Origin of the sequence: Acidaminococcus hominis, assembly GCF_022484025.1 — a bacterium.
GTDB classification, from domain to species: Bacteria; Bacillota; Negativicutes; order Acidaminococcales; family Acidaminococcaceae; genus Acidaminococcus; species Acidaminococcus hominis.
Genome location: NZ_JAKVMG010000001.1, coordinates 1,200,628 through 1,224,730 on the forward strand (window position 1 = coordinate 1,200,628; position 24,103 = coordinate 1,224,730).

Below are 24,103 nucleotides of genomic sequence, written 5' to 3' on the forward strand. Positions count from 1 at the left end.
AATAAAACCCCGTGCATAATATACACGGGGTTTTATTATGAAAATTTTTCGCCCAATTCCAGCCCAATTTCAGCCCAATTTAACGGGTTTTCTGGCCTATAAACCTAGGCTGGAAGCGGGTTTCCGGGTTTATGTTTACATCATTCCAGGCATTCCGCCGCCCATGCCAGGAGCAGCAGGAGCAGCTTCCTTAGCCGGTTTGTCAGCTACAACAGCTTCCGTGGTCAGAATCATGGAAGCGATGGAGGCTGCATTTTGCAGAGCGCTGCGGGTTACTTTGCAGGGATCCACAATACCGGATTTGATCATGTCAACATATTCGCCAGTCAGAGCGTTGAAGCCAATGCCCTTTTCAGCTTTCTTCACAGCTTCAACAATCACAGCGCCTTCCAGGCCTGCGTTGTCAGCGATTTGACGAACCGGAGCTTCAATGGCGCGTTTTACGATTTCAACGCCGGTCTTTTCATCGCCTTCAGCTGCAGCAGCCAGTTCTTCCAGAGCAGGCTGTACTTGCAGCAGAGCGGTACCACCGCCGGCAACAATACCTTCAGCCACAGCAGCGCGGGTAGCGTTCAGGGCATCTTCGATTCTCAGTTTCTTGTCTTTCAGTTCGGTTTCGGTAGCAGCACCAACTTTGATTACAGCTACGCCGCCGGACAATTTAGCCAAACGTTCTTGCAGTTTTTCTTTATCGAAAGTAGAAGTGGTTTCCGGAATCTGGGCACGGATGGAAGCAACCCGGTCAGCAATGGCTTGTTTGTCGCCGCCGCCATCAACAATGGTGGTCATATCCTTGGTTACCCGAACTTGGCCGCAGGTACCCAGGTCTTGCAGGGAAGCGCTGTCCAGTTTACGGCCAACTTCTTCACTGATTACGGTTGCACCGGTCAGGGTAGCAATATCCTGGAGCATAGCCTTGCGGCGATCACCAAAGCCAGGAGCCTTAACAGCTACAGCCTTGAAGGTGCCACGCAGTCTGTTTACAACCAAGGTAGCCAGAGCTTCGCCTTCCACGTCTTCAGCAATGATCAGCAGTTCACGGCCTTGTTGAACCACTTTTTCCAGAAGGGGCATAATGTCGTTGATCAGGGTGATCTTCCGGTCCGTAATGAATACGTACGGGTTGGACATTACGGATTCCATCTTATCCGGATCCGTTACCATGTACGGGGAAATGTAGCCGCGGTCGAATTGCATACCTTCTACAGTTTCCAGGGAAGTATCCATGGTCTTGGATTCTTCAACGGTAATTACGCCATCGTTGCCAACTTTTTCCATAGCATCGGCAATCAAGCCGCCGATTTCTTCATCCCCAGCGGAGATGGAAGCAACCTGAGCTTTTTCTTCTTTGGTCTTAACATCTTGTGCGCTCTTCTTCAGTTCTTCAACTAGAACATCGGTAGCTTTCTTGATGCCCTTCTTCAGAACCATGGGGTTGGCACCGGCTACTACGTTCTTCATGCCTTCGTGCACAATGGATTGGGCCAGAACCGTAGCGGTGGTAGTGCCGTCGCCAGCGATATCGTTGGTTTTGGTAGCAACCTCACGCACCAGGGCAGCGCCCATGTTTTCAAACGGATCTTCCAGTTCAATATCTTTAGCAATGGTTACGCCATCGTTGGTGATGGTAGGAGAACCGAATTTCTTTTCAAGAACAACGTTGCGGCCCTTGGGTCCCAAGGTTACTTTAACAGCATCAGCCAGGGCATTGACACCGCGTTCCAGGCCGCGGCGAGCATCTTCATCAAATTTAATCATTTTAGCCATTCTGAAATCTCTCCTTAATTCCAAATTCTATCGGGTAATTGTGTCTTGCTTGCAGAGAGGAATTGCTTACTCTACAACAGCCAGGATATCGCTGTCTCTCAGGATGATGTAATCTTTTTCATCCAGCGTTACATCGCTGCCGGAGTATTTGGCGAATACAACCACATCCCCCACCTTAACTTCGGAGGCAACTCTCGTACCATTGTCCAGCAGACGACCGGTACCAACGGCAATCACTTTGCCAGTCTGAGGTTTATCCTTGTGGGCCGTATCGGGCAGATACAAACCGGAACTGGTTTTCTCCTCTTGTACAATCGGTTCTACTACAACATGGTCATCCAAAGGCTTTAACATGTTACGAATCCCCTTTCTTATATCACAAATTGGTGTTTTTGATTTTATTAGCACTCATTTAACAGGAGTGCTAACTACATTACCTATAATAGCATGTTTCAAAAAAAAATCAAGCCCTTTGACTATTTTTTTTCAAAAGGCTTGATTTTTTATTTTTTCAGTTTGGCCATTATGGCATCGTAATGCTCTTTTTCATGGGGATACAGGCAGCGGCTGCAATCCTTTACGCCATTTGGCAGCAGGCTGTAGCTGCCGCCGCAGTTCTCCCCCAAAGCATACAGGGGACAGAAGCAGAACAGACAGTTGAAGTTTTCCCGGTCCGCCCCAGGGTGGCAGGGGAAAAATTCACAGTCCTTGTGAGAAAAGAATTTATACCGCTGGCTCATGCTTGCTTCAGGCTTTCGGCGTAGGCTTTGGTCAGTTTGCCAAATTCTTCCATGGAAAGAGATTCTCCCCGGCGCTTGCCGTCAATCCCTGCCCGTTCCATCAGGGTCTTTACCTGGTCACTGGAGAGCCCCAGACTCTTTAGACAATTGCTGAGCATTTTCCGCCGCTGGGAAAAGGCTGCCCGCACCACCTGGAAAAACAGCTTGGGATCTGCGTCCACCGGCGGCTGCTCCCGTTTTTCACAAACCACTACCATGGAATCCACCTTGGGTGCCGGCATGAAATCCCGGGCCGGCACGGAAAGCGCTAACCGGGGCTCGGAGTAGTACTGGAGAGCCAGGGACAGGGGACCGTAATCCTTGGTGCCCGGGCCAGCAGTCATCCGTTCAGCCACTTCCTTCTGGACCATAACCACCAGCCGTTTCAGGGGCAGCTGCTGTTCCAGGAGAGCAAAAATAATCGGAGTGGTAATGTAGTAGGGCAGATTGGCGGCTACCGTGAAAGGTTCGTGCTGGGTAATCTCCCCCAAATCCACTTTCAGCACGTCCCCAGGAATAATTTCCACATTGGTGTAACCTTCCAGGGTTTTGGCCAGTACCGGCAAAAGGCTTTGGTCGATTTCCACACTTTTTACCTGGGCGCCGGTTTCCGCCAGGGCCTGGGTCAGGGTACCAATGCCCGGACCGATTTCCAGTACCAGGTCCCCAGGTCCAATTTGGGCAGCCTGGGCAATGGCCTGCACCACCTTTTCATTAATGAGGAAATTCTGGCCAAAGCGCTTCTTGGCCTTCAGCCCAAAGGTCTGCAAAATATAATGGGTCACTTCCCGACTGGCAATGACAGGATGCAGCATACTGTTCCTCCCTACTTCTCTTCTTCAGCTACCTGGGCCACCGCTTGGCGGAATTCTTCCCGGGTGATGCCGTAATTGTTTAAACGACTGACCAACTGCTTGGCATTGCCGTAGCCAATGCCCAAGATGGCCCCTACCCGGTCCCGCCGCCTGGCGGCCTCAGGACTGCCGGACAACCCGGACAAAAATAAATCCCGAGAGGAAAATTCCTTTCGGGGATTCATTTCCTGAAAATGCACCTTGGAAAGAGCTTTGCGGATGGCCTCCGGCTGCGCCTGTTCAATACCCACATCGTGGTGGGCCAGGGCTTCCGCCTTAGGCACAAAGGCCTGCCCGGCGTTCGGGAAACGCTCCGTCAGAAACTTCCGGATGCGGTCCCCTGCGCCGTCGGGGTCGGTCATAATGATGATCCCGCGCTTTTCATAGGCTGCTTTAATCAGGTCCAGGGTATAGGGTGCCAAGGTAAAGCCACCGGTTTCTATAGTCTCAGCATCCACTGCCTTCTTGACCGCTACGGTGTCCATTTTTCCTTCTACAATGAGTACTTCCTTCAGCACTTTTTTCTCCTGTAACGTTTTTTATTCTAAGATATACATGGTTACTTGTCGTCGGCCCCAGGCTATGGCATCACCATAGTCATCCATGTAAAGGTCGATCCGATTGCCGTTGATGGCACCGCCGCAGTCACCTGCTACAGCAAAACCGTAGCCAGGAATATACATCCGGGTCCCATAAGGGATTACGTCCGGATCCACGGCCACAATTCCGTGGTAGGGCACCACACCTGTGGAGGTAAGTCCCGTACCACTGCCTTCTGCCAGGGTATAGGCAGAGGCTTCCACCGTTCTGGCGGAACGGTAACGCACATAGCCACGGGAAGTTTCCAGCATATTGTTGTTGCCGGTACCCACTTCCACGATTTCAGGAACAGGTTCAGCGATTACTTCCCGCTGCAGTTCCCGTTTTACCACTGCATCTCCCACTTTAATGGTCCGATAGGTGATTTTCACCTGTCCGTTTTGGCCGGGAGACACTACATTTCGTCTGCCCCGGGGCAGATCATCATTGTTCCGCAGCTGCACGTCATACGGGATTTCTTCCGTATCCGTACCCAGCTGGGTAGTGGGAGAAATGACATTAATGGTCATATCTGGTTTCGCTTCTGAATCCAAAGCGGGATATACTTGGTATCCTTCATAGTCGACTCCCACAGCGTTCAATACATCTCGCACTGTTTTCCGCCCTATGTTGTACTCGGTCGTTCTTCCAGACTTCCATACCTTGATAGGCATTGCGCGGACAACTTCAATCGTCGCACCGTCGCTGAATTTTTCACTGCCGACTACTTCATACCCGTCGGCTTTATGAAGAACTACACCGGCTTCCTCCAAAGCTCCCTGTACTGTCAGGGCTCTGGTGCTGAGCTGCAGGGTTTGCCCGTCTACTTTCACCGTGACATTTTTCGGTGCCGAAGCAAAGCCGAAGAAATTCACGCTGGACATGAGCAGCAGGAAAACTACAACCCATTTATAGGGACGCTTAAAATGTTCTCTTTTTCGCAAATTTTCGCCTCCTTAAGATGGCTAATTCTACCATAGGAAGCGGTTTTCTGTCAAAACGATGTTAGTACCTGGTGATAATTATGTACGATTTACCCGGTCGCAAATGTAACGAGTTTGTAAAATTTACATATAGTTTTGGCTTATTTTAGTTTGGAAAACAACATTTTTGCGTTATTTGATGAACATTCCATGATTTTTTCCGGTGTGGTCCCCCTCAGGGCTGCCGCCCGCTCCGCCACAATAGCGGTATACAGCGGATTGTTCCGCTTGCCCCGATAAGGCACCGGCGCCATGTAGGGAGAATCGGTTTCAAAGAGGATCCGGTCTTCCGGCATTTTTGCCAAAATGGACCGGACCCCCCGGTCGTTCTTGAAGGTGCTGGTGCCCCCAAAGCCAAAGTACCAGCCCCGTTCCAGGAGTTTTTCCGCCATTTCCCAGCTGCCAGAAAAACAGTGGAGCACCCCTGTCAGGTCCTCCGGCTGGCTGAGCAAAATGGCCAGCAGATCTTCGTGGGAATCCCGGTCGTGGAGAATCACCGGCAGCTGATGCTTCCTGGCCAGCTCCAGCTGGGCCTGGAGAAACTCCTGCTGCAAGGCATGGGGCGAATTTTCATCGTTGTAGTAGTCCAGTCCAATCTCTCCAATGGCCACCACCTTGGGGTCGGCGCACCAGGCATCCAGCTGCTCCAAATCCTTTAGGCTGCAATGGGACAGTTCTTCCGGGTGCAGCCCTACAGCGGCGTATACAAAGGGATAGGCATGAGCCAGGTCCAGGGCTTTTTGGGAGCTAAGAAGATCACAGCCGGGATCAATGATCCCGGCCATGTTTTCACCAATTTTCTGGAGCAGCTCTTTCCTATCCGCGTCAAAATCTTCCACGTCCAAATGGGCATGGGTATCGTATAAAGGAAGACGTGCCATATTATTTCACCTTGCTGCCGGAAGAAATCCCAGGAGCTTCTACAAGAACCAGATGGCCCTGACCATCAGAAGCGGCCAGCAGCATGCCCCGGGACTCAATGCCCTTCAGCTTGGCCGGTTTCAGGTTGGCAATGACCACCACGTTCTTGCCGGGCAGGTCTTCTTCCGTATAGTACTGGGCAATGCCGGAAACAATAGTCCGCTCTTCTTCGCCCACTTTTACCGTAATTTTCATCAATTTATCGGTTTTGGGAACCCGTTCTGCCTTTTCAATGGTAGCTACCCGCAGGTCCAATTTGCCGAAATCTTCAATGGTAATCTGGTCCGGCGTAACAACCCCGGCAGCCGCAGCTTTCTTGCTTTCCTTTTTGGCTTCCGTTACAGGAGCAGCCTTTTCCGCAGCCGGTTCTTCTTCCTCCTCAATTCTCGGGAAGATGGGCTGACCTTTTTGGACCTTGGTGCCGTCAGGCAGGTTGCCCCAGGCTACATCGTCCAGCATAAACTGGTCCGGTACGGCAAGGCCCAGCTGTTCGTAGATTTTGGGCGCCGTAAAGGGCATCATGGAGGAAATCAGAATGGCAATATTCCGGACTGCATCGGCCAGATTATACATTACAGCTTCCAGGCGTTTGGCCTGTGCCGGGTCCTTGGCCAAAATCCAGGGCGTAGAAGCGTCAATGTACTTGTTGGCAGCGCCTACGTAGTTCCAGATTACCTTAATCCCGTCGTTGATGGCATACTTATCCATGGCAGCCCGGTAATCCTTCAGGGTAACCGCAGCCAGTTCCCGGAAAGCAGCATCCACTTCGTTATCCACCACAGTCTTATGCACCACACCGCCGTGATACTTTTCAATCATGGAAACCGTACGGTACTGCAAGTTCCCCAGGTCGTTGGCCAGGTCGGTGTTTACCCGTCTGATCAAACCTTTCCGGGAGTAGTTGCCGTCGCTGCCCAGGCTGATTTCCCGCAGCAGGAAATAACGGACAGCGTCGGGGCCAAATTCCTTAATGGGTTCCACCGGGTCAACCACGTTGCCCTTGGATTTGCTCATTTTGTCCCCGTCTACCACCAGCCAGCCATGGCCGTAGACTTCCTTGGGCAATTCTTCACCCATGGCCATCAGCATGGCCGGCCAAATGATGGTATGGAAACGCACGATTTCCTTGCCCACTAGGTGCAGGTCCGCCGGCCAGAAACGATGGAATTCCTCCATGTCGGCCATGCAGCCGATGCCGGTAAAGTAGGCCAGCAGGGCATCAAACCATACATATACCACGTGTTTCGGATCCCAGGGCACAGGAATACCCCAGTCAAAGCTGCTCCGGGAAATGCACAAATCTTCCAGCCCCTGCTTCAGGAAGCTGATCATCTCGTTCCGGCGGCTTACCGGCTGGATAAAGTCAGGATGGGCTTCGATATATTCCAGGATTTTGTCCTGATAATTGCTCATTTTGAAGAAATAGCTGGATTCCTTCATGGTTTCTACCGGACGGCCGCAATCGGGGCAAACCCCGCCGGCTTCTTCAATCTGGTGGTCCGTCCAGAAGGATTCGCAGGGTACGCAATACTTGCCCACATAGTCCTTCTTATAGATGTCGCCCTTATCATAAACCCGCTTCAGGACTTCCTGCACCACTTTTTGGTGGCGGGGTTCGGAGGTACGGACAAAATCGTCGTAGCTGATGCCCAGCATACTCCACAATTTTTTGAAGTTGGCCACAATGCCGTCCACGTATTGGATGGGGGTAACGCCAGCTTCCTTGGCCTTGCGCTGGATCTTTTGGCCGTGTTCGTCACTGCCGGTAATGAACCGGACATCAAAACCATTGGCCCGTTTGTACCGGGCAATGGTATCCGCAATGGTGGTGCAGTAGGCATGGCCTATATGCAGGTTGGCACTGGGATAATAGATGGGTGTCGTAATATAAAAACTCGGTTTAGTCATCATCATTCCCCTTTTTCTATCTGAATAAGTGAATCTTTCCTTATCATACTACAATTCTTCCCAAAAAGAAAATTCTCTTCTTTCTTTCGTTGGAAAAAGCTTATTCTTCCTTCAGCAGCCGGTTGTACAGCTCCCGTTTGGGCACCTTGTAGGTTTTGGCAGCCTGGGCTAGGGCCGTCTTCTTGTCCACGCCGCTTTCCATCAGCCGGCGTACCTCGTCCAGGGGATCACCCTGAGGTTCTTCCCGGACCACTTCCCCCTGCTCCACCACCAGGACAAATTCACCCCGGGGCGGATTTTCATCCAGGTGCTGCCGGGCCTGTTCCACCGTGCCCCGGAAAAATTCCTCGTGAAGCTTGGTCAGCTCCCGGCACATGGCCAGCCGCCGATTGCCCCAGACCTCCTCCATATCCTTCAGCACTTCCGTAATCCGGTGGGGTGCTTCGTAGAGAATCAGGGTAGCGGGAATATTTTTCCATTCTTCCAGCTTTTCCTTCCGGTTCCTCCGGCTCTTGGGCAAAAAGCCCCCAAAAAAGAAAGGGGTGGACGGTAGGCCGGAAGCTACCAGGGCCGTCAGGGCCGCATTGGCACCGGGCACGGGCACCACCTGGATGCCGGCTGCAATGGCCTCTTTGGCAATCTGCTCCCCAGGGTCAGAAATCCCGGGAAAACCCGCATCGCTGACCAAGGCAATGTTCTTTCCTTCCTGGAGTGCGGACAGCAGCACCGGTCCCATCTTTTCCTTATTGTGTTCATGGTAGCTCAGCAACTGGCCATGAATGTCAAAATGGTTCAGCAGCTGCCGGGTATGCCGGGTATCCTCGGCAGCAATGAGATCCGCCTCCTGGAGCATCCGCAGGGCCCGGGGCGTCATGTCTTCCAGGTTCCCAATGGGAGTGGCACACAAATACAGAATGCCTTGTTCTGCCATATTCTATTCCTCCCTTGTTGTGCCAGCCCGGTAATAGGCCAGCGTTTCCTTGCTGTAGGACCCGTCAGGGTTATACATACACAAGGGCGACAGGACCGTCAGGCCCGGCCGTCCCCCTTTTACAAATTCTGCCAAAAAAATCCAGGCAGGCCGGTCCACATAGGAATGGACCCACTGGAGCCGTTTTAATTCCAGCTGATAGGCCAGCCCCAGCTTCACTGCCTCGGTAAACCGCTCCGGCAACTGAACCAGGGCAAAACGGCCCTTGGTCTTTAGGCCATAGGCCGCCGCCTGGAAAAAATCTTCCAGGGTCGTATCCACCTCATGGCAAGCCGCCGTGCCTACCTGACGCCGCCGGCCTCCTACCCGGTAGGGCGGATTGGCCGCCACCAGGTCCAGGCTTTCGCTGGGCACCAGCTGGCGGAGATTCCGCAAATCCAGCTGGTGGACCGTCACCACCTGTTCCAGATGGTTCTCCCTAATGCTGCGGTTCAGCAGCTCAATCACGTGGGGATTGTAGTCCACCCCCAAAACGGACCCGGCACCCCGCAGGGCCAGCATCAGACTCACTGCCCCGGTGCCGCAGCCCAGCTCCAGCACCCTGGCCTTTTTCACCAGATGGGGAAAAGCCGCCAGAAATACGGCGTCCGTGGTAAAGCAAAATTCCTGGGGATCCTGCCAGATTACGGTTTTCCCATCGGGCAGGCAGTCCTTCCGTTCTGTGTCCTTCATTAATCCTCCGCCCGGGAAGATTCCACAATCTCGTCCCAGGCCACTTCAATCCGGTTTCCCGGGGACAGTTCTACGGTCACTGTCTGTTCCCGGCGGCTGATATGCATCACCATGCCCTCTCCGCTGGGCGTAACCACTTTCATACCTGGTTTGGGAACGGTAAGATGTTCCTTGCGTTTTTCTTTCTTCTTCCCGCAGTACATATCATTTTCGTATTTCAGGCAGCACAGCAGGCGGCCGCAGATCCCGGAAATCTTGGTCGGGTTCAGGGACAGGTTCTGTTCCTTGGCCATCCGGATGGATACCGGCTCAAAATCTCCCAGGAAGGTGGCACAGCACAGGGGACGGCCGCAGCAGCCAATGCCGCCCAGCATTTTCGCTTCGTCCCGGACGCCAATCTGGCGCAGTTCAATCCGGGTACGGAACACCGCTGCCAAATCCTTCACCAATTCCCGGAAATCAATCCGGCCATCGGCTGTAAAATAAAAAATAATCTTGCCCACATCAAAAGTATATTCTACGTTCACCAGATGCATATCCAGCTTCCGGGCCGCAATTTTCTTTTCACAGATGGCGAAGGCTTCCTTTTCCTTCTGGTGATTTTCTTCTACCTGCCGGGCATCTTTTTCAGTGCCCTTGCGCAGTACGGTTTTCAGAGGAGAAACAATTTTTTCTTCCGGTACTTCCTGCTGGGGAATCACCACTTGGCCATATTCAATTCCCCGGGCGGTTTCCACAATCACATGGTCCCCTTTTTCCAGCTTCAGTTCTCCTGGAGCAAAATAATAAATCTTGCCGGCTTTCTTAAACCGGACTCCAACAATAGTAACCACACTACATCTCCTTTCGCAATGCCTGTATCTCTAGCAGCAGGGCCTCAAATACCAGGCGCCGGGGCACAAAACGGGCAATGGCCAGCCGGCTTTCCTGTACCAGGTCCAAGGTTCTGCGCAGCTGGCTGGGTTTCCAGCCGGCAAAGCACAGGGCTGCCTCTTTTCTTATATCTTCATTGTACAAGGGCGCTGCCACTCCCGCCTGGAGCAGCAAACCGTCCCGCAGCAGCAGCAGCAAAAGTTCCAGCCGGAGAAAATCCGGTTCCCGCCGGTCAAAAGCCGGCTCCTTTTCGCCATCTCCGCTGTTTTTCTTTTTGGGGGCTGTGGCTGCCTTGTCCAACCAATCCAGCCCTTTAAGATAAACCATCAGCTGGTCCTCGTCCACCTTTTCCAAAAGGTCCAGGACCTGCTGCCGCAGGGTGAGGGCCTCCAGCCGGAACAAGTCCACGGCCTTGCCAGGTGATCCCCCGGCAAGCGCGCTGAGTACCGGCCCTTCCTTTAGCCACTGGGCCTGGACGGCACCGGGCTCTGCTCCCTCCAGGCTTTCGGGCACTTCCCACTGGGTCAGCAGGGCCTGCTCCATAGCCTGCCGGGTCTGCTCCAGGGTTAGGGGATAGAACTGGATCTGTACCACCCTGGATAAAATGGTGGGCAAAAGAGCCTCCACCCGGTCTGCCACCAGGATGAACAGCCAGTAGTCCGGCGGTTCTTCCAAAAGCTTCAGCAGCGCGTTTTGGGCGGTTTCCTGCATATGGTCCGCCTGTTCGATAATGCATACTTTATAGGGGGACAGCACCGGGGCGTACAGGGCCTGTTGGCTCAGCTTCCGGATTTGGCCAATGCTGATGGTACTGGTATTGCCGCCCGGCTCCACCAACAACAGGTCCGGATGGGACCCTGCCCCAAAGGCCCGGCAGCTTTTGCAGGAAGTATCCGTCAAAGGGTCCTCCAAACAGAGGAAACTTTTGGCAAATTCCAGCGCCAGCTTCTTCTTGCCGATGCCTTCGGGCCCGTAGAACAACAGTGAAGGAGTTTTCCGCTCTCCTGTCAGCAGGTTCTGCAGAAAGCGCTTTTCAATTTCGTGTCCAACAATACGATCCCACATACGCATCCCTATCATTCTGCCGCAAGGCGGCGTTATTTACAGCAGTTTTTCCAATTGCTTGGTGATTTCGGCCGACACCACAGCCGGGTCTCCCAGGGCATCCACCACCAGGAACCGCTCCGGCTCCGCTTTGGCCAGCTGCAGGTAGCCATTTCTGACCTTCTCCTGAAAGTCCAGCCCCTGCAATTCAAATTTATCCACTACTCCCCGGTCCTTCCGTCGGCTCAAGAGAGCCCGGGGACTGCCGTCCAAAAGCAGGGTCAAATCCGGCAGCAGGCCCTGGGTCGCAAAGCCGTTTAACTGCACCAGCTCTCCCAGGTCCCGGTTCCGGAGAATCCCCTGATACACCAGGGTAGAGTCGCTGAACCGGTCACATAGGACCACCTTCCCCGCTTCCACCGCCGGCCGGATTACCTTGGCCACATGGTCGGCCCGGGCTGCCAGATGCAGCAGGATTTCCGTTTCAGCGGACAAATTCAGGGCCGGATCCAGGACAATTTCCCGGATTTCTTCGGCCGCTTCCGTGCCCCCGGGTTCCCGGGTTACCACCACTTCCCGGCCATACAGCCGGAACCAATCTGCCAGCTTGGCAGCCTGGGTAGTTTTCCCGCTGCCATCGGGTCCTTCCAGTACGATAAACAAACCTTTGTTCATTTGTCCATCACCTCAATGGTCTCAAGTGTTGTATCCCGGGGGCCGCTGACCAAGAGCCCCTTTGCCTGCAATTTGCGGCAGTAGTCCAGCATTTCCTGGGTAAGCCGTTCCCCAGGAACCACCAGGGGAATCCCCGGCGGATAAAAGCTGATGCTTTCCCCAGCAATTTCTCCTGCGGCCTCAGCAAAGGGCACCGCATGCCGGCGGCTGAAAAAGGCCTGCCGGGGCGGCAGTACCAGTTCCGGCAGTGCGGCCGGCTCCGGCACCGGAAGCATAGCCCCTGCAGCTTTCGCCATTTTTTCCAGCACCTGCCGGATTTTTTCGGCCACAGCTGCAAATTCCGGGGTATCATCTGCATACGTTACCAAAAAAAGCACGTGGTCCTGATCCACCAGTTCCACGGCAATTCCCTGCTCCCGCAGGGCCTGCGCCGCTTCCGGGCCGGTGATGCCCAGGGCGCTGACCTGAATGGTTACTTTTCCTCCATCTACAGCCGCAACGCCCCCCTGGCCAAGGAGTTCCTGATCCAGGACCGGCAGTCCCGGCAGCTTTCTAAGCACCTGCCGCAGCAGCTTGCCAGCCCGCAGGGACTGCTCTGCCATTTCCCGGCCGTGGTCCAACAGCTGGGCCACCGCCCCGTCCAGGGATCCCATAAGGATATAGTTGGGGCTGGTGGTGGTTACCAGGCTCATGGCCGCTTCCAGCCGTTCTGGCCGCAGCCGTCCGTAGCGGACCTGCAGCAGCGAGCACTGGGTCATAGCCCCCACAATTTTATGGGTGCTCTGGGCCGCCGCATCGGCGCCGCAGTCCATGGCCGAAGGCGGCAGCTGCTCCGAAAACCCCAGGTGGGGCCCATGGGCCTCATCTACCAGGAGCACCGCCCCATGAGCATGGGCGATTTGGGCAATCTTTGCCGTATCCGCCGCCAGGCCAAAATAGTTGGGGGTGGTCAAAAATACGGCCTTCAGGTCCGGCTGTTCCTGAAAAGCCTGCTCCACCTGCTCCGGGGTAATCTGGAGGCTCAGCCGCCAGGTTTCGCTATAGCAGGGCCGGACATACACAGGTGTCAAATCGCCCAGTACCAGCCCGCCCATTACCGAACGGTGGGAATTGCGGGGAATCAGGATTTTGTCCCCAGGGTTCAGAGCCCCCAGCAGCATCCCGTGAATAACCCCGGTGGTGCCGTTCACCCCCAAAAAGCAGCGATCAGCATGGTACACCTTGGCTGCCTGATCTTCCAGCGCCTTGATGCAGCCGGAAGGATGCTGGATATCGTCCAGTTCCTCCATAAGAGAAACATCACTTTCCAATGCCACCGGCCCTGCCAAATGCATTAGATCCGGATCGGCGCCCCTGCCTCCTTTATGACCAGGAGTATGCAGAGGATATACGTGAGCCAGCCGGTATTTTTCTACCGCAGCCAGCAAAGGTTTTTGTGCAGTCAAGATTATGCCTCCTTAGTCAATATTTTATTTTATCATATAAGGAGGCCGCCTGCCACTAGAAACCACTCGTCCCCTGCCCTTCCCCTCTTTTGTAATTTTCCCAGAAAATCACAAAACCTTGTTGTAATTTTTACGGAGAAAATGGATAATAGAATTAAACTATCGAAGGGAGAAATAATATGCGTGATCTGAACATCATTCGCAATAAAAAAGGTTTCATCAGTGATATGGACGGTGTCATCTATCATGGCAACACCCTGCTGCCCGGCGTGAAGGAATTTGTCGCCTGGCTGAAAAAAGAAAAGAAACAATTTCTCTTTCTCACCAACTCCAGTGAACGTTCTCCCCTGGAACTGCGCAAAAAGCTGCTGGCCATGGGAATCGATATTGAAGAAAGCCATTTCTACACCAGTGCTTTGGCTACGGCACATTTTCTCAAAAACCAGGCGCCGGACTGCTCTGCTTACGTAATCGGGGCTCACGGCCTGTTAAACGCCCTGTACGATGCCGGCATTACCTTTAACGATGTAAATCCAGATTACGTGGTCGTCGGGGAAACCACCGGCTATAACTACGAAATGATTCTCAAGGCCACGGAGCTGATCCACAAGGGGGCCAAGCTCATTGCCACCAACTCCGACCTGACCGGGCCCAGTGAACGGGGTATCATTCCTGCCTGCCGGGCCTTGGTATCGCCTATCGAAATGGCTACCGGCAAGCAAGCCTACTTCATCGGCAAACCCAATCCTTTAATGATGCGTACCGGGCTGAAAAAGCTGGGCGTCCATTCCGAGGATTCTGTAATGATTGGTGACAGAATGGATACGGACATTGTGGCTGGGGTAGAAACCGGTTTAGAAACTGTCCTGGTACTTACCGGCGTTTCCACCCGGGAGAATATCAAGAAGTTCTCCTACCAACCCCACTACATTCTAAATGGCATTGGAGATCTGGTACCCGGTTATAACGCTGACGCACCAGAGCCGAAAGAAGCCAAAGAAAAGAAATAAACCACACAAAAAATCGGAGGAAGCCTAGAGCTTTCTCCGATTTTTGCTTTTCCACACGATTTTGGGCAATAAAAAACCGCCCTGCTTACCAAAAGCATGCGGTCATAATAAAAATAATGGCGGAGTGGGTGGGATTTGAACCCACGCGGGGTTTAACCCCCCTAACGATTTAGCAAACCGTCCTCTTCAGCCACTTGAGTACCACTCCGTTGGAACTATCTGACTCTGTTACTATACACGATATTGCCAAAGCTGTCAATACTTTTTTGCGATTTTCTATACTTCCAGCTCTAAAAGCTGTTTTTACTTCCCCTTTTCCCCTTCCACCCAGACTATTTCCAATTCTGTGTTCTAAGCCAGCTCCCCTCCTTCGCAGCCTTTCTCCCTTTTTCTCCCAGGTCAGACGTGTTCCGCCCCTTGCTCGCCTTCGTTTCTCCTTGACAAGGGAAATGGCCTAGTTTATACTTGATTTGTTATGCGGAGAGGTGGCCGAGCGGTTTAAGGCACCAGTCTTGAAAACTGGCGATCCTGCAAGGGACCGTGGGTTCGAATCCCACCCTCTCCGCCAATTTTGTTTTTTAGGTCAGAAACTCTTTCGCTGGCTGCAGTTGATTCCCCCACCGGAATTCAGAAAAGGGCAGCGGTCAGGGGTTCCTGGCTTTTTCTATTTGCAGGGAAATTTTTAGCCGTGCAGGCAGGACAGCGCCCCAACCTCCTCCGCCCCCTGCCTTTCAAGTTTTCGCTTTGCCAGGACGCACCCAAGGGCCAAATGCTTGCAGCTGTAATTTTTCTTTGGCGTCCCTGGGCAAATATAGTATAATAAAACTATTCTAAGGGGAAAGCGGGGAACAGCCATGGAGGATCTGGTAGAAAAACTGAAAATGGAGTCCATCCTCACTGACGAGGAATTTATTGCGCTGCTCCAAACCGAGGATTCCGTTACCCGGGCCAAGCTGTTTGGGGCTGCCCAAGAGGCCGTAACCGTTCTGTTCAAGCGGGTTATCCAGGTCCAAGGGGTTTTGGAATTCACCAACCACTGTCCCAAAAACTGCCTGTACTGCCAGCTGCGTTCGGAAAACACTGTGCTGCCCCGGTTCCGGCTGAACTGGGAGCAAATCAAGGGTGCCTGTCAGGAAGGATACGACCTGGGCATGCGGTACCTGATTTTGGAGTCCGGGGAAGACCAGTACTACACGGACATGATCATGTGCAATCTCTTGACCAACCTGAAAAAGCAGTTTCCCGAGGTAAAGCTTGGCCTGGCTCTGGAAGAGCGCAGCAAGGCCTCCTACCAGCGGATGTTCAAGGCCGGAGCCCAGGGTTACCTGCTTCGCTACGAAACAGCGGACCCCCTGCATTTTTCCAAGCTCCATCCCCCTGCCCAGGCCCTTTCCACCAAAATTGACTGCTACAACGATGCCAAGGCGATTGGCTATACCATGGATACGGGCTTCCTAGTAGGGGCGCCCTTTGAGACGCCGGAATATCTGGCCCGTTCCCTGACCCTGCTCCAGGAACTGAGCCCCAAGGCCATTTCCCTGGTGCCCTTTATCCCCCGAGACAACACCCCATTCCGACAGGAAAAGCGGGCCAGCCTGGAAGAATTTCTGCGGCTGATAGCCATTGTGCGAATTATGTTCCCCCGGGCAGATATTACCGCTCCCCCGGAAGTGAACAAGATCAACGCCCAGGGCCAGCTGTTGTCCGTACTCAGCGGTGCCAATGTGGTGCGGGTTCCCTTGGAACCCCCGGAAGAACCCGGCGCCCTGAAAAATGATTCCCGGCAAAAATTGTTCCATACCCTGGAAATGCTCTACACCTACCTGGATACCCGGGAGTACACCATGGTGGTGGATTAACTTTATAGACACAGAAGAACCCCAAGTGCTCAGCGTACTTGGGGTTCTTTTTCGTTGTTTCAGGCTTTTTCCTGGCGTTTGGCGGCGACCTTTTCCCGGACAATATCCAAGATGTGGTTACCCACTTCTTCCTTGGTCATAAGACCCAGGCTTTCAATTTTTCCATCGGGATACAGCAGCTTCACCACATTGGTGTCAGTGCTGAAACCCGCTCCCTGCATGGTCACATCGTTGGCCACAATCATATCCAGGTTCTTTTTCTTCACCTTGGCCGCAGCGTTTTCCAAAAGGTTTTGGGTTTCGGCAGCAAAGCCCACCAGAATCTGGTGTTTTTTCCGCTGTCCCAGCAGTTTCAAAATATCCGGGTTTTTGTCCAGGGTCAGCACCAGATTATCGTCCTGCTTTTTGATTTTCTGTTCTGCCTGGTGATGGGGCTTGTAGTCAGCCACAGCAGCTGCCTTGATCACTGCATCTACCTGGTCGTAGGCACTCAAAACCGCGTCCAGCATTTCCTGGGTGGTTTCCACCTGGTGCACCACCACATTCCGGGGCGGCTCAAGGGCCGTAGGGCCGGACACCAGAATCACCTGGGCGCCCCGCCGGGCCGCGTCCCGGGCGATGGCATAGCCCATCTTGCCGCTGGAACGGTTGCCGATAAACCGCACCGGATCAATGGCTTCCCGGGTTCCCCCGGCTGTCACCAGGATTTTCATACCCTTCAGGTCCCCGTGGAGGGAAGCCAGATACCCATCAATAAAAGCCAAAATATCTTCCGGCTCAGGCAGCCGGCCGGACCCGTTAATGCCGCAGGCCAGGTGACCAGCCGCACTGGGCATAATCACCACGCCGTCCTGCCGCAGGGTGGCCAGGTTCCGGGCCGTGGCCGGATTGTTCAGCATATTGGTATTCATGGCCGGGCAAATGATTTTGGGTTTGTCACAAGCCAGCAGCGTAGTAGACAGCAGGTCATCAGCCAGGCCGTTAGCCATTTTGCTGATGATGTTGGCGGTAGCCGGAGCCACCACCACCAGGTCACACCAACGGCCCACAGCCACGTGTTCCACGTTGAATTCATCGTTGCCGCCCCACATACCCACGGCTACCTGGTGGGTACTGATTTCCTTAAACAGCAGCGGGGACACCAGTTTGGTGGCCGCTTCCGTCATGATAACCCGCACCTGCGCCCCAGCCTGCACCAGCCGGCTGGTCAGGGTAACCGCCTTATAAGCAGCAATGCCGCCGGTAACGCCTAAAAGAATCTTTTTTCCTTCCAGCACCGGTCTGCTCCTTTTATTTCTTCTTCAAATCGTCTTTCCCGGCAATGGTTACCAGGCCTTGGGCGATTTCTTCCATGGCAATGGAAACAGGTTTGTTGGATTTGCTTTCTACCAGGGCAGGCGCATGGTCCACCAGCTGGCGGGCACGCTTGGCGGCCATAATAACCAGGCCGTATTTGCTGCCAACTTTTTCTGCTAAATCATCGATAGAGGGATCAATCATAGACATAACGTATTCTCCTTTTCTGCTTACTCGCAGACCCAGACGCCATCTTTCATTTGGCAAATTTCATCCACAATATAATAGGTGCGGCCCACCCGCAGGTGTTCCACGTCAATAATCTTGCTGACCTTGTCCGTAGCCTTTTCCACTTCGTCGTTGACTACAATATAGTCGTACTTGGAAGCATAGGCCAGTTCGGAGGTAGCGGCACTGAGCCGGCGTTTGATCACGTCCACAGCATCGGTGCCCCGTTTGTAAATCCGCTTGGACAGTTCATCCAGGGACGGAGGCACAATGAATACAAAAACGCCGTCCGGAAAGCTCTTTTTTACCTGCAAGGCACCCTGGGGATCGATTTCCAGGACCACATCCAGGCCTTCGGCCAGTTTGTCCATGACGTATTGGCGGGGCGTCCCGTAGTAGTTGCCATATACGGAGGCGTGTTCCAAAAGGCCGTTGTTCTTGATCATATCTTCAAACTCATCCCGGCTCTTAAAGAAATAGTTTTTCCCATCCACTTCCCCCTTCCGGGGTTCCCGGGTGGTGCAGGACACGGAATAGGCCATGCCTTCCCGTTTTTCCAGCAGGCGGGCGCAGATGGTGCCTTTGCCAGCACCACTGGGGCCGGATAATACCAGCAGAATACCTTCGGGTTTATTCATGTTCTTCCTCCTTCAGATCCTCTGCCAGAGGAGCCGGTGCATCTTCCGTGTTGAACCGGTTGGCGATGGTTTCCGGCTGCAGGGCGGACAGCACCACATGGCCGCTGTCCATGATCAAGACCGCTCTGGTACGGCGGCCGTAGGTGGCGTCAATGACCACACCCTTGTCCCGTCCGTCTTGGATAATCCGCTTGATGGGGGCAGATTCAGGTCCGATGATGGTAACCACCCGCTGTGCGGAAACGATGTTGCCAAAGCCGATGTTGATCAATTTGATGTCCATAAATTCTCTCCTACTCTATTGTATATTCTGGATTTGTTCCCTGACTTTCTCGATTTCGCCTTTCATATCCACAATCACTTGGATGATTTGGGCATCACCGGCCTTGGAAGCAATGGTATTGGCTTCCCGGTTCATTTCCTGTACCAGAAAGTCCATCCGCCGTCCCACCGGCTTTTCTTCGTGAAGCATCTGGGTAAATTGCTGCAGATGACTGTGCAAACGGACAATTTCTTCCGTCACGTTGACCCGATCCGCATAAACAGCAGTTTCTTGAAGGATACCGGCCGGATCCAATTTCCCGGCGCCTGCCTCATCCAACAGGGCCTGAATCTTCTCACGGAGGCGGCGCTCGTACTCTGCAACGGTTTGCGGCGCCCGGGCTTCCACCTGGGCCAGCTGCTGTCCAATGAGGGCAATGCGGTTTGCCACATCCTGGGAAATATGGTCTCCCTCCAGCTGCCGCATGGCAAGGCACCGCTGAATTGCCTGCTGCACTGCATTTTCCATCAGCGGCCACAGGGTTTCCAGGTCAACTTCGGTGTCTTCCGGGACCATAACCTGGTCACAGCCAGCAATGAAGAGAATTTCCTGCTGGTTTCCCAGGTTTTCCGCCGGAATCGACAGCATTTGGGCCATATCTTTCAAACTATCATAATAAGCCTTTACCAGCCCTTTGTCAATCTTTACTCGGCGTCCTTCTGTTCCCGTGTAGCTGGCGGTAATAAAAACATCAATCCGTCCCCGCAGCAGCTGATCCAAAATCTGCTTCCGGATACGGTTTTCCACTGGATTCAGGAAGCGGGGCAGGCGCATGGCCAGTTCTGCATACCGGTGATTGACCGTCTTGATTTCAATGGTAAATGAAAAATCATCTTTTTGGACTTCTCCCCGGCCGTAACCGGTCATGCTTTGTACCACGCTTTCCACGCTCCCTTAGAGTTAGTTCATTTTTGTCAGGTTTAATACAAACTCCCGGGTACCGCCGTACTCATCCTGAACGGACAGTACCATCACCCGGTTGGCATCAATTTTTGACAGATCAAAATACACATAATACTGCAAATCCCACACATTGGCATTCTGCAAAGCTCCCGTCTGGGCATTGACCACCTGCATATCCCGCTGGGAAGCACTGTTTAGGTTCACGTAATAGGGCTCAAACACATTGGTACCCTGGTACATCTTCACCTTGAGGGATTTGGGCTCCAGTTTTACACTGGTGGAAATATTTAACCCCAAGGCCAGAACCCCATCGTACTGCTTGGCTACCTTCAACCCCTGTTCCGGGGTGGGCTTTTGACCGTTTTTTCCCGTCTGCTGGGCATCCACGGCTGCCGTCAGATAGGGCGTATACACAATGACCCGTTCCCGCAGGCCATACTTATTGGTCTGCTTCCGGTCGTATACGGTCCACGGGGCAACCAGTTCCCCTAATGGGGCATTTCTCCGCTCCAGGCCATAGACCTGGGCCTGACTGATGGCTCCATCCGTAAGGGGAAGCATGGCGAAGGCGGTCTGGGAAACAAGAAGCAGCGCAGCTGCTAGAAATCCTACTTTTTTCATTGATTCCTCTCCTTTGCGGTTTGACCGAACTGTTCAGTCATATTATACTGGAGGAGACGTGCCTTAACACGCATCCTAACTTAAATATTATAACGAATTCCACGCAAGGGTGCAAACCCGCGGGGAGTTGATTTCGCTGAAAGCCCCACCCTTTTCACCGCGGGCGGAAAGCACAAAGAGAGGAACCTACCATGAACTTAGAAGGCATCACCCTACAGGTACTGACCCAGGAACTGAGCCGCCGGCTTTTGGGCGGCAAAATTTTCAAGATTTTTATGCCCGGCAAAAGTTCCCTGCTGCTGCAGATCAATACCCAGAACCATACCGAAAATCTCCTGGTGGACATGGGCGGTGACACGCCCCTGATCACCCTGCCCCAAACCCTGCCTGAACGGCCGGATCTCCCCCCTTCCTTCTGTATGCTGCTGCGCAAACACCTGGAAGAAGGCCGCATCACCAAAATCAGCCAGCAGGGCCTGGACCGGATTATTACCCTGTCCGTGGACAGCATTGGCGCGGAACGGAAAATCATCACCAAGCGCCTGGTGCTGGAGCTGACCGGGAAAAACAGCAATATTATTTTCGTAAACGAACAGGGTATCATTCTGGATGCCCTGCGCCATATTGGTAAATTCCAAAGCCGGGTCCGTCAAATCCTGCCCAACCAGCCTTACGCATATCCCCCAGCCCAGGACGGGCTGGACTTTCTCCAAACCTCTCCCCACGCCCTTAGGGAAGCGGTAACTGCCTGCGGGGACCTGCCCCTGGAACAGGCGCTGATTTCCGCCACCCAGGGCATTGGCCGCTATACCGCCCAGGAAGTACTGCTCCGGGCTGGGATTTCCGGCCCGGCCAACCTGCTGGAGCTGACCCAGGCCCAGCAGCTGGAAAAAGCCCTGGCCGGCCTCCAGGCAGAAATCGGCAAACGCCTGGACGGCACCGATTCCACCGTAATTGCCCAGATTGACAGCCACAACCGGATGAAAAATCTGGTGCCCTATGTGCCCCAAACCCATCCGGAGTGGACCCAAAAGCCTTTTGCTTCCCTGCTGGAAGCCCAGGCCTACAGTGCCTCCCTGGTTCCCGTCCAGATTCCCGACAAGGACCTCTTGACCAAACTGGTGGTTACCCAGGAAGCAAAAGTGGCCAAGAAGCTGAAATTCCTGGCCCAGGACCTGGCCAAGGCGGAAAACGCCGAAGAGCAGAAAATCATGGCGGATACCCTGATGGCCTACGGCTGGCAGGTGAAAAAAGGCCAGACTTCCTGTGAACTGCCCAATATCTATGACAGCAAACCTATGAAAATTTCCCTCTCCCCCTCCCTAAACCCCATGGAAAATGCCCAGGCCTACTACAAGAAGTACAACAAATTCAAACGGGCGGTGGGAGAAATCAAGCTTCAACAGCAGGAAGCCCAGGACCTGCTCACCTACCTCCAGTCCCTGGACGCCTCCCTGGACACCGCCGTCACCAAGGGAGAGATTGGGGAAATCAAACAGGAAATTATCCAGCTGGGACTCCTCCCCTCCTCCAAAAAGCGGGTACCCACCCAGAGCAAATCCGAACCCCTGAAAATTGTACTTTCCCCGGAAACTACCTTATATATAGGGAAGAACAATAAGCAAAATGATTACGTGACCTTTAAGCTGGGCCGGGGCAAGGACCTGTGGTTCCACGCCAAGAACATCCCCGGTTCCCACGTAATCCTGAAAACCACCCTGCCTCAGCCCCGGGAAGAAGATATTCTTATGGCCGCTTCCCTGGCCGCCGGTTACAGCAAGGGCAAGAATTCTGATCGGGTAGCCGTAGACTGCGCGGAGAAACACCTGGTGAAAAAGCCCAGCGGTGCCAAACCCGGCTTTGTCATCTACACCGGACAGAAAACCCTGTATGTTCATCCACGAACTTCCTTGAAAGGTTGACAGCCGTTACAAAACGTGGTAAATTAGAGCTTACATTTAACATTTTTTGAAAAGAAGAAGGGGAGACATTATGAGAAGTACCACCGTAAAAAAAGGTTCCACCCGCGCTGCCCATCGCTCTTTGTTCTATGCCATGGGTTACACCGAAGATGAATTGAAAAAACCGCTGATTGGCATCTGCAACGCCCAAAACGAGATTATTCCCGGCCATATGGATTTGGACCGCATTGCCAAGGCCGTTAAATATGGTGTCCTGGAAAACGGCGGCACCCCCATTGAATTCCCTGCCATTGGCATCTGCGACGGCATTGCCATGGGCCACGACGGGATGAAATACCCCCTGGCCAGCCGGGAACTGGTGGCAGACAGTATTGAAGCCGTAGCCAATGGCCACGCCTTTGACGCCCTGGTGCTCATCCCCAACTGTGATAAGATTGTTCCGGGTATGCTCATGGCAGCAGCCCGGCTGAACATCCCCGCCATTGTAGTCAGCGGCGGCCCCATGCTGCCCGGCCGCTACGAAGGCAAGGATATCAGCGTCAGCACCGTGTTTGAAGCTGCCGGCCGCTTTGAAGCCGGCAAGATTTCCAAGCATAAGCTGTCCGAAATCGAACACTGTGCCTGCCCCGGCTGCGGTTCCTGTGCCGGCCTGTTTACGGCCAACACCATGAACTCCCTGACGGAAGTACTGGGTATGGGTCTGCCCGGCAACGGCACCATTCCTGCTGCCTATCAGGGTGCCCGGGTGGCCCTGGCCAAGGAAGCCGGGAAACGGATCATGGACCTGTTAAAACACAACATCTGTCCCAAGGACATTATGACCGCCAAAGCCTTCAAAAACGCCATTACTGTGGATATGGCCATGGGCGGCTCCACCAACACCTGCCTCCATCTGCCGGCCATTGCCCATGAAGCTAGCGTGGACCTGTCCCTGGAAGAATTTGATAAAATCAGCAAAAAGACCCCTTACCTGACCAAACTCTCCCCCAGCGGCACCTTCCACATGGTGGACGTGGAGGAAGCCGGCGGCATCCGGGCCGTAATGCACGAGCTGTCCCGGGCCGGACTCATTGAAAAGGATTGCCTGACCGTTACCGGCAAAACCGTAGGCGAAAACATCAAGGGAGCCAAGATTCTCCGTCCAGAAGTCATTCACACCGTCAAAGACCCGGTCCGGAAAACCGGCGGCATTGCCATCTTGAAGGGCAACCTGGCCAAGGACTGCTCCGTGGTCAAGGAAAGCGCCGTAGTGCCGGAAATGCTGACCCATACAGGTCCCGCCCGGGTATTCAATTCAGAAGATGAAGCCATCGTAGCCATCGTAGGCAAGGAAATCAAACCGGGTGACGTGGTGGTTATCCGCTATGAAGGGCCCAAAGGCGGTCCGGGTATGCGGGAAATGCTTAACCCCACCGCCGTCATTACCGGCATGGGCCTGGGCAGCTCCGTAGCCCTGCTCACCGATGGCCGCTTCTCCGGTGCCACCCAGGGCGCCTGCATTGGCCACATCTCTCCGGAAGCCCGGGAAGGCGGCAACATTGCCCTGATTGAAGACGGGGACATCATCGACATCGATATCCCCAACCGGAAGCTCAATGTCCGCCTTACCGACGAGGAACTGGAAGAACGCCGGAAAAACTGGGTTTGCCCGCCCCCCAAAGTACAGCGGGGCTACCTGGCCCGCTACGCTTCCCTGGTTTCTTCTGCCGCCCAGGGCGCCGTACTGAAATTCAATTAACCCCTAAAAAATCAGGCTCTTCACGTTTTATTGTGGGATGGCAGATTTCTGCCATCCTTCTTTTATGTCTAGCAA

Annotated in this window: 24 protein-coding genes and 2 tRNA genes; 5 read left to right on the plus strand and 21 right to left on the minus strand. The window is 53.7% G+C overall.

The genetic code is table 11. From position 1 onward, the window contains the following. Positions 1-135: 135 nt before the first annotated feature. The 14 genes from groL to LKE88_RS05340 all read right to left on the minus strand — a co-directional run bounded on the left by groL (position 136) and on the right by LKE88_RS05340 (position 13,491). Entirely contained in the window at positions 136-1,767 is a 1,632-nt protein-coding gene (gene groL, locus LKE88_RS05275) for a chaperonin GroEL (RefSeq protein ID WP_105327147.1), read from the minus strand. Positions 1,768-1,833: 66 nt separating this feature from the next. Continuing rightward, entirely contained in the window at positions 1,834-2,121 is a 288-nt protein-coding gene (gene groES / locus LKE88_RS05280; RefSeq protein ID WP_105327146.1) for a co-chaperone GroES, read from the minus strand. Positions 2,122-2,270: 149 nt separating this feature from the next. Beyond that, the gene (locus tag LKE88_RS05285; protein ID WP_105327145.1) at positions 2,271-2,507 is read right to left on the minus strand and encodes a cysteine-rich small domain-containing protein; all 237 of its coding nucleotides are present in this window, start codon (positions 2,505-2,507) and stop codon (positions 2,271-2,273) included. After that, complete coding sequence (gene rsmA / locus LKE88_RS05290; protein ID WP_105327144.1) at positions 2,504-3,361, minus strand: 16S rRNA (adenine(1518)-N(6)/adenine(1519)-N(6))-dimethyltransferase RsmA; 858 nt, start codon at positions 3,359-3,361, stop codon at positions 2,504-2,506. Before rsmA ends, LKE88_RS05285 begins: the two co-directional genes overlap by 4 nt. Positions 3,362-3,372: 11 nt before the next feature. After that, the gene (rnmV, locus tag LKE88_RS05295; RefSeq protein WP_118286829.1) at positions 3,373-3,918 is read right to left on the minus strand and encodes a ribonuclease M5; all 546 of its coding nucleotides are present in this window, start codon (positions 3,916-3,918) and stop codon (positions 3,373-3,375) included. A 21-nt stretch (positions 3,919-3,939) separates the two neighbouring features. Continuing rightward, the gene (locus LKE88_RS05300) at positions 3,940-4,923 is read right to left on the minus strand and encodes a resuscitation-promoting factor (RefSeq protein WP_231085915.1); all 984 of its coding nucleotides are present in this window, start codon (positions 4,921-4,923) and stop codon (positions 3,940-3,942) included. 140 nt (positions 4,924-5,063) lie between these two features. Next, a complete protein-coding gene (locus LKE88_RS05305) occupies positions 5,064-5,843 on the minus strand; it encodes a TatD family hydrolase (protein WP_105327142.1) in 780 nt (259 codons plus the stop codon). Between the two features lies 1 nt (position 5,844). Further along, complete coding sequence (gene metG / locus LKE88_RS05310; RefSeq protein ID WP_105327141.1) at positions 5,845-7,791, minus strand: methionine--tRNA ligase; 1,947 nt, start codon at positions 7,789-7,791, stop codon at positions 5,845-5,847. Positions 7,792-7,891: 100 nt separating this feature from the next. Further along, on the minus strand, positions 7,892-8,722 hold the full coding sequence (gene rsmI, locus LKE88_RS05315; RefSeq protein ID WP_105327140.1) for a 16S rRNA (cytidine(1402)-2'-O)-methyltransferase: 831 nt from the start codon (positions 8,720-8,722) through the stop codon (positions 7,892-7,894). Positions 8,723-8,725: 3 nt separating this feature from the next. Next, on the minus strand, positions 8,726-9,454 hold the full coding sequence (locus LKE88_RS05320; protein WP_105327139.1) for a tRNA1(Val) (adenine(37)-N6)-methyltransferase: 729 nt from the start codon (positions 9,452-9,454) through the stop codon (positions 8,726-8,728). Beyond that, positions 9,454-10,287: a PSP1 domain-containing protein gene (locus LKE88_RS05325; RefSeq protein WP_105327138.1), complete on the minus strand. Its 834-nt coding sequence runs from the start codon at positions 10,285-10,287 to the stop codon at positions 9,454-9,456. Before LKE88_RS05325 ends, LKE88_RS05320 begins: the two co-directional genes overlap by 1 nt. 1 nt (position 10,288) lies before the next feature. Then, positions 10,289-11,407 carry a DNA polymerase III subunit gene (locus tag LKE88_RS05330; protein ID WP_276802978.1) on the minus strand — a complete coding sequence of 373 codons (1,119 nt, stop codon included), beginning with the start codon at positions 11,405-11,407 and terminating at the stop codon, positions 10,289-10,291. 21 nt (positions 11,408-11,428) lie between these two features. Beyond that, entirely contained in the window at positions 11,429-12,046 is a 618-nt protein-coding gene (tmk, locus tag LKE88_RS05335) for a dTMP kinase (protein WP_105327137.1), read from the minus strand. Next, on the minus strand, positions 12,043-13,491 hold the full coding sequence (locus LKE88_RS05340; protein WP_276802980.1) for an aminotransferase class I/II-fold pyridoxal phosphate-dependent enzyme: 1,449 nt from the start codon (positions 13,489-13,491) through the stop codon (positions 12,043-12,045). The genes tmk and LKE88_RS05340 overlap by 4 nt, the downstream gene beginning before the upstream one ends. Before the next feature lie 179 nt (positions 13,492-13,670). Here LKE88_RS05340 and LKE88_RS05345 point away from each other — a divergent pair, with 179 nt between their 5' ends. Beyond that, positions 13,671-14,501, plus strand: a complete 831-nt coding sequence (locus LKE88_RS05345) for an HAD-IIA family hydrolase (protein ID WP_105327135.1) — start codon at positions 13,671-13,673, stop codon at positions 14,499-14,501. Between the two features lie 117 nt (positions 14,502-14,618). Here LKE88_RS05345 and LKE88_RS05350 read toward each other — a convergent pair. Then, a tRNA-Ser gene (locus LKE88_RS05350) sits at positions 14,619-14,709 on the minus strand. A gap of 271 nt (positions 14,710-14,980) precedes the next feature. Between LKE88_RS05350 and LKE88_RS05355 the strand changes: the two genes are divergently transcribed. Both LKE88_RS05355 and hydE read left to right on the plus strand, forming a co-directional pair. Further along, positions 14,981-15,069, plus strand: a tRNA-Ser gene (locus LKE88_RS05355). Between the two features lie 286 nt (positions 15,070-15,355). Further along, positions 15,356-16,360, plus strand: a complete 1,005-nt coding sequence (hydE, locus tag LKE88_RS05360) for a [FeFe] hydrogenase H-cluster radical SAM maturase HydE (protein WP_105327134.1) — start codon at positions 15,356-15,358, stop codon at positions 16,358-16,360. A 59-nt stretch (positions 16,361-16,419) separates the two neighbouring features. On the opposite strand, the gene coaBC is transcribed toward hydE, so the two are convergent. From coaBC to LKE88_RS05390, 6 genes are read right to left on the minus strand one after another with little or no spacing between them, the layout of a single operon-like run. After that, positions 16,420-17,637 carry a bifunctional phosphopantothenoylcysteine decarboxylase/phosphopantothenate--cysteine ligase CoaBC gene (gene coaBC, locus LKE88_RS05365; RefSeq protein ID WP_105327133.1) on the minus strand — a complete coding sequence of 406 codons (1,218 nt, stop codon included), beginning with the start codon at positions 17,635-17,637 and terminating at the stop codon, positions 16,420-16,422. A 13-nt stretch (positions 17,638-17,650) separates the two neighbouring features. After that, on the minus strand, positions 17,651-17,860 hold the full coding sequence (gene rpoZ, locus LKE88_RS05370) for a DNA-directed RNA polymerase subunit omega (RefSeq protein WP_199614569.1): 210 nt from the start codon (positions 17,858-17,860) through the stop codon (positions 17,651-17,653). Positions 17,861-17,886: 26 nt separating this feature from the next. Further along, a complete protein-coding gene (gmk, locus tag LKE88_RS05375; RefSeq protein ID WP_105327131.1) occupies positions 17,887-18,522 on the minus strand; it encodes a guanylate kinase in 636 nt (211 codons plus the stop codon). Beyond that, a complete protein-coding gene (gene remA / locus LKE88_RS05380) occupies positions 18,515-18,805 on the minus strand; it encodes an extracellular matrix/biofilm regulator RemA (RefSeq protein ID WP_105327130.1) in 291 nt (96 codons plus the stop codon). The genes gmk and remA overlap by 8 nt, the downstream gene beginning before the upstream one ends. A gap of 15 nt (positions 18,806-18,820) precedes the next feature. Next, the gene (locus LKE88_RS05385) at positions 18,821-19,732 is read right to left on the minus strand and encodes a YicC/YloC family endoribonuclease (protein ID WP_231085917.1); all 912 of its coding nucleotides are present in this window, start codon (positions 19,730-19,732) and stop codon (positions 18,821-18,823) included. A gap of 12 nt (positions 19,733-19,744) precedes the next feature. Then, on the minus strand, positions 19,745-20,368 hold the full coding sequence (locus LKE88_RS05390) for a hypothetical protein (RefSeq protein ID WP_105327128.1): 624 nt from the start codon (positions 20,366-20,368) through the stop codon (positions 19,745-19,747). Between the two features lie 191 nt (positions 20,369-20,559). On the opposite strand from LKE88_RS05390, the gene LKE88_RS05395 reads away from it, so the two are divergent. Both LKE88_RS05395 and ilvD read left to right on the plus strand, forming a co-directional pair. Further along, positions 20,560-22,290: an Rqc2 family fibronectin-binding protein gene (locus LKE88_RS05395; RefSeq protein ID WP_105327127.1), complete on the plus strand. Its 1,731-nt coding sequence runs from the start codon at positions 20,560-20,562 to the stop codon at positions 22,288-22,290. A gap of 70 nt (positions 22,291-22,360) precedes the next feature. Continuing rightward, entirely contained in the window at positions 22,361-24,028 is a 1,668-nt protein-coding gene (gene ilvD / locus LKE88_RS05400) for a dihydroxy-acid dehydratase (protein WP_105327126.1), read from the plus strand. Positions 24,029-24,103: the final 75 nt, after the last annotated feature.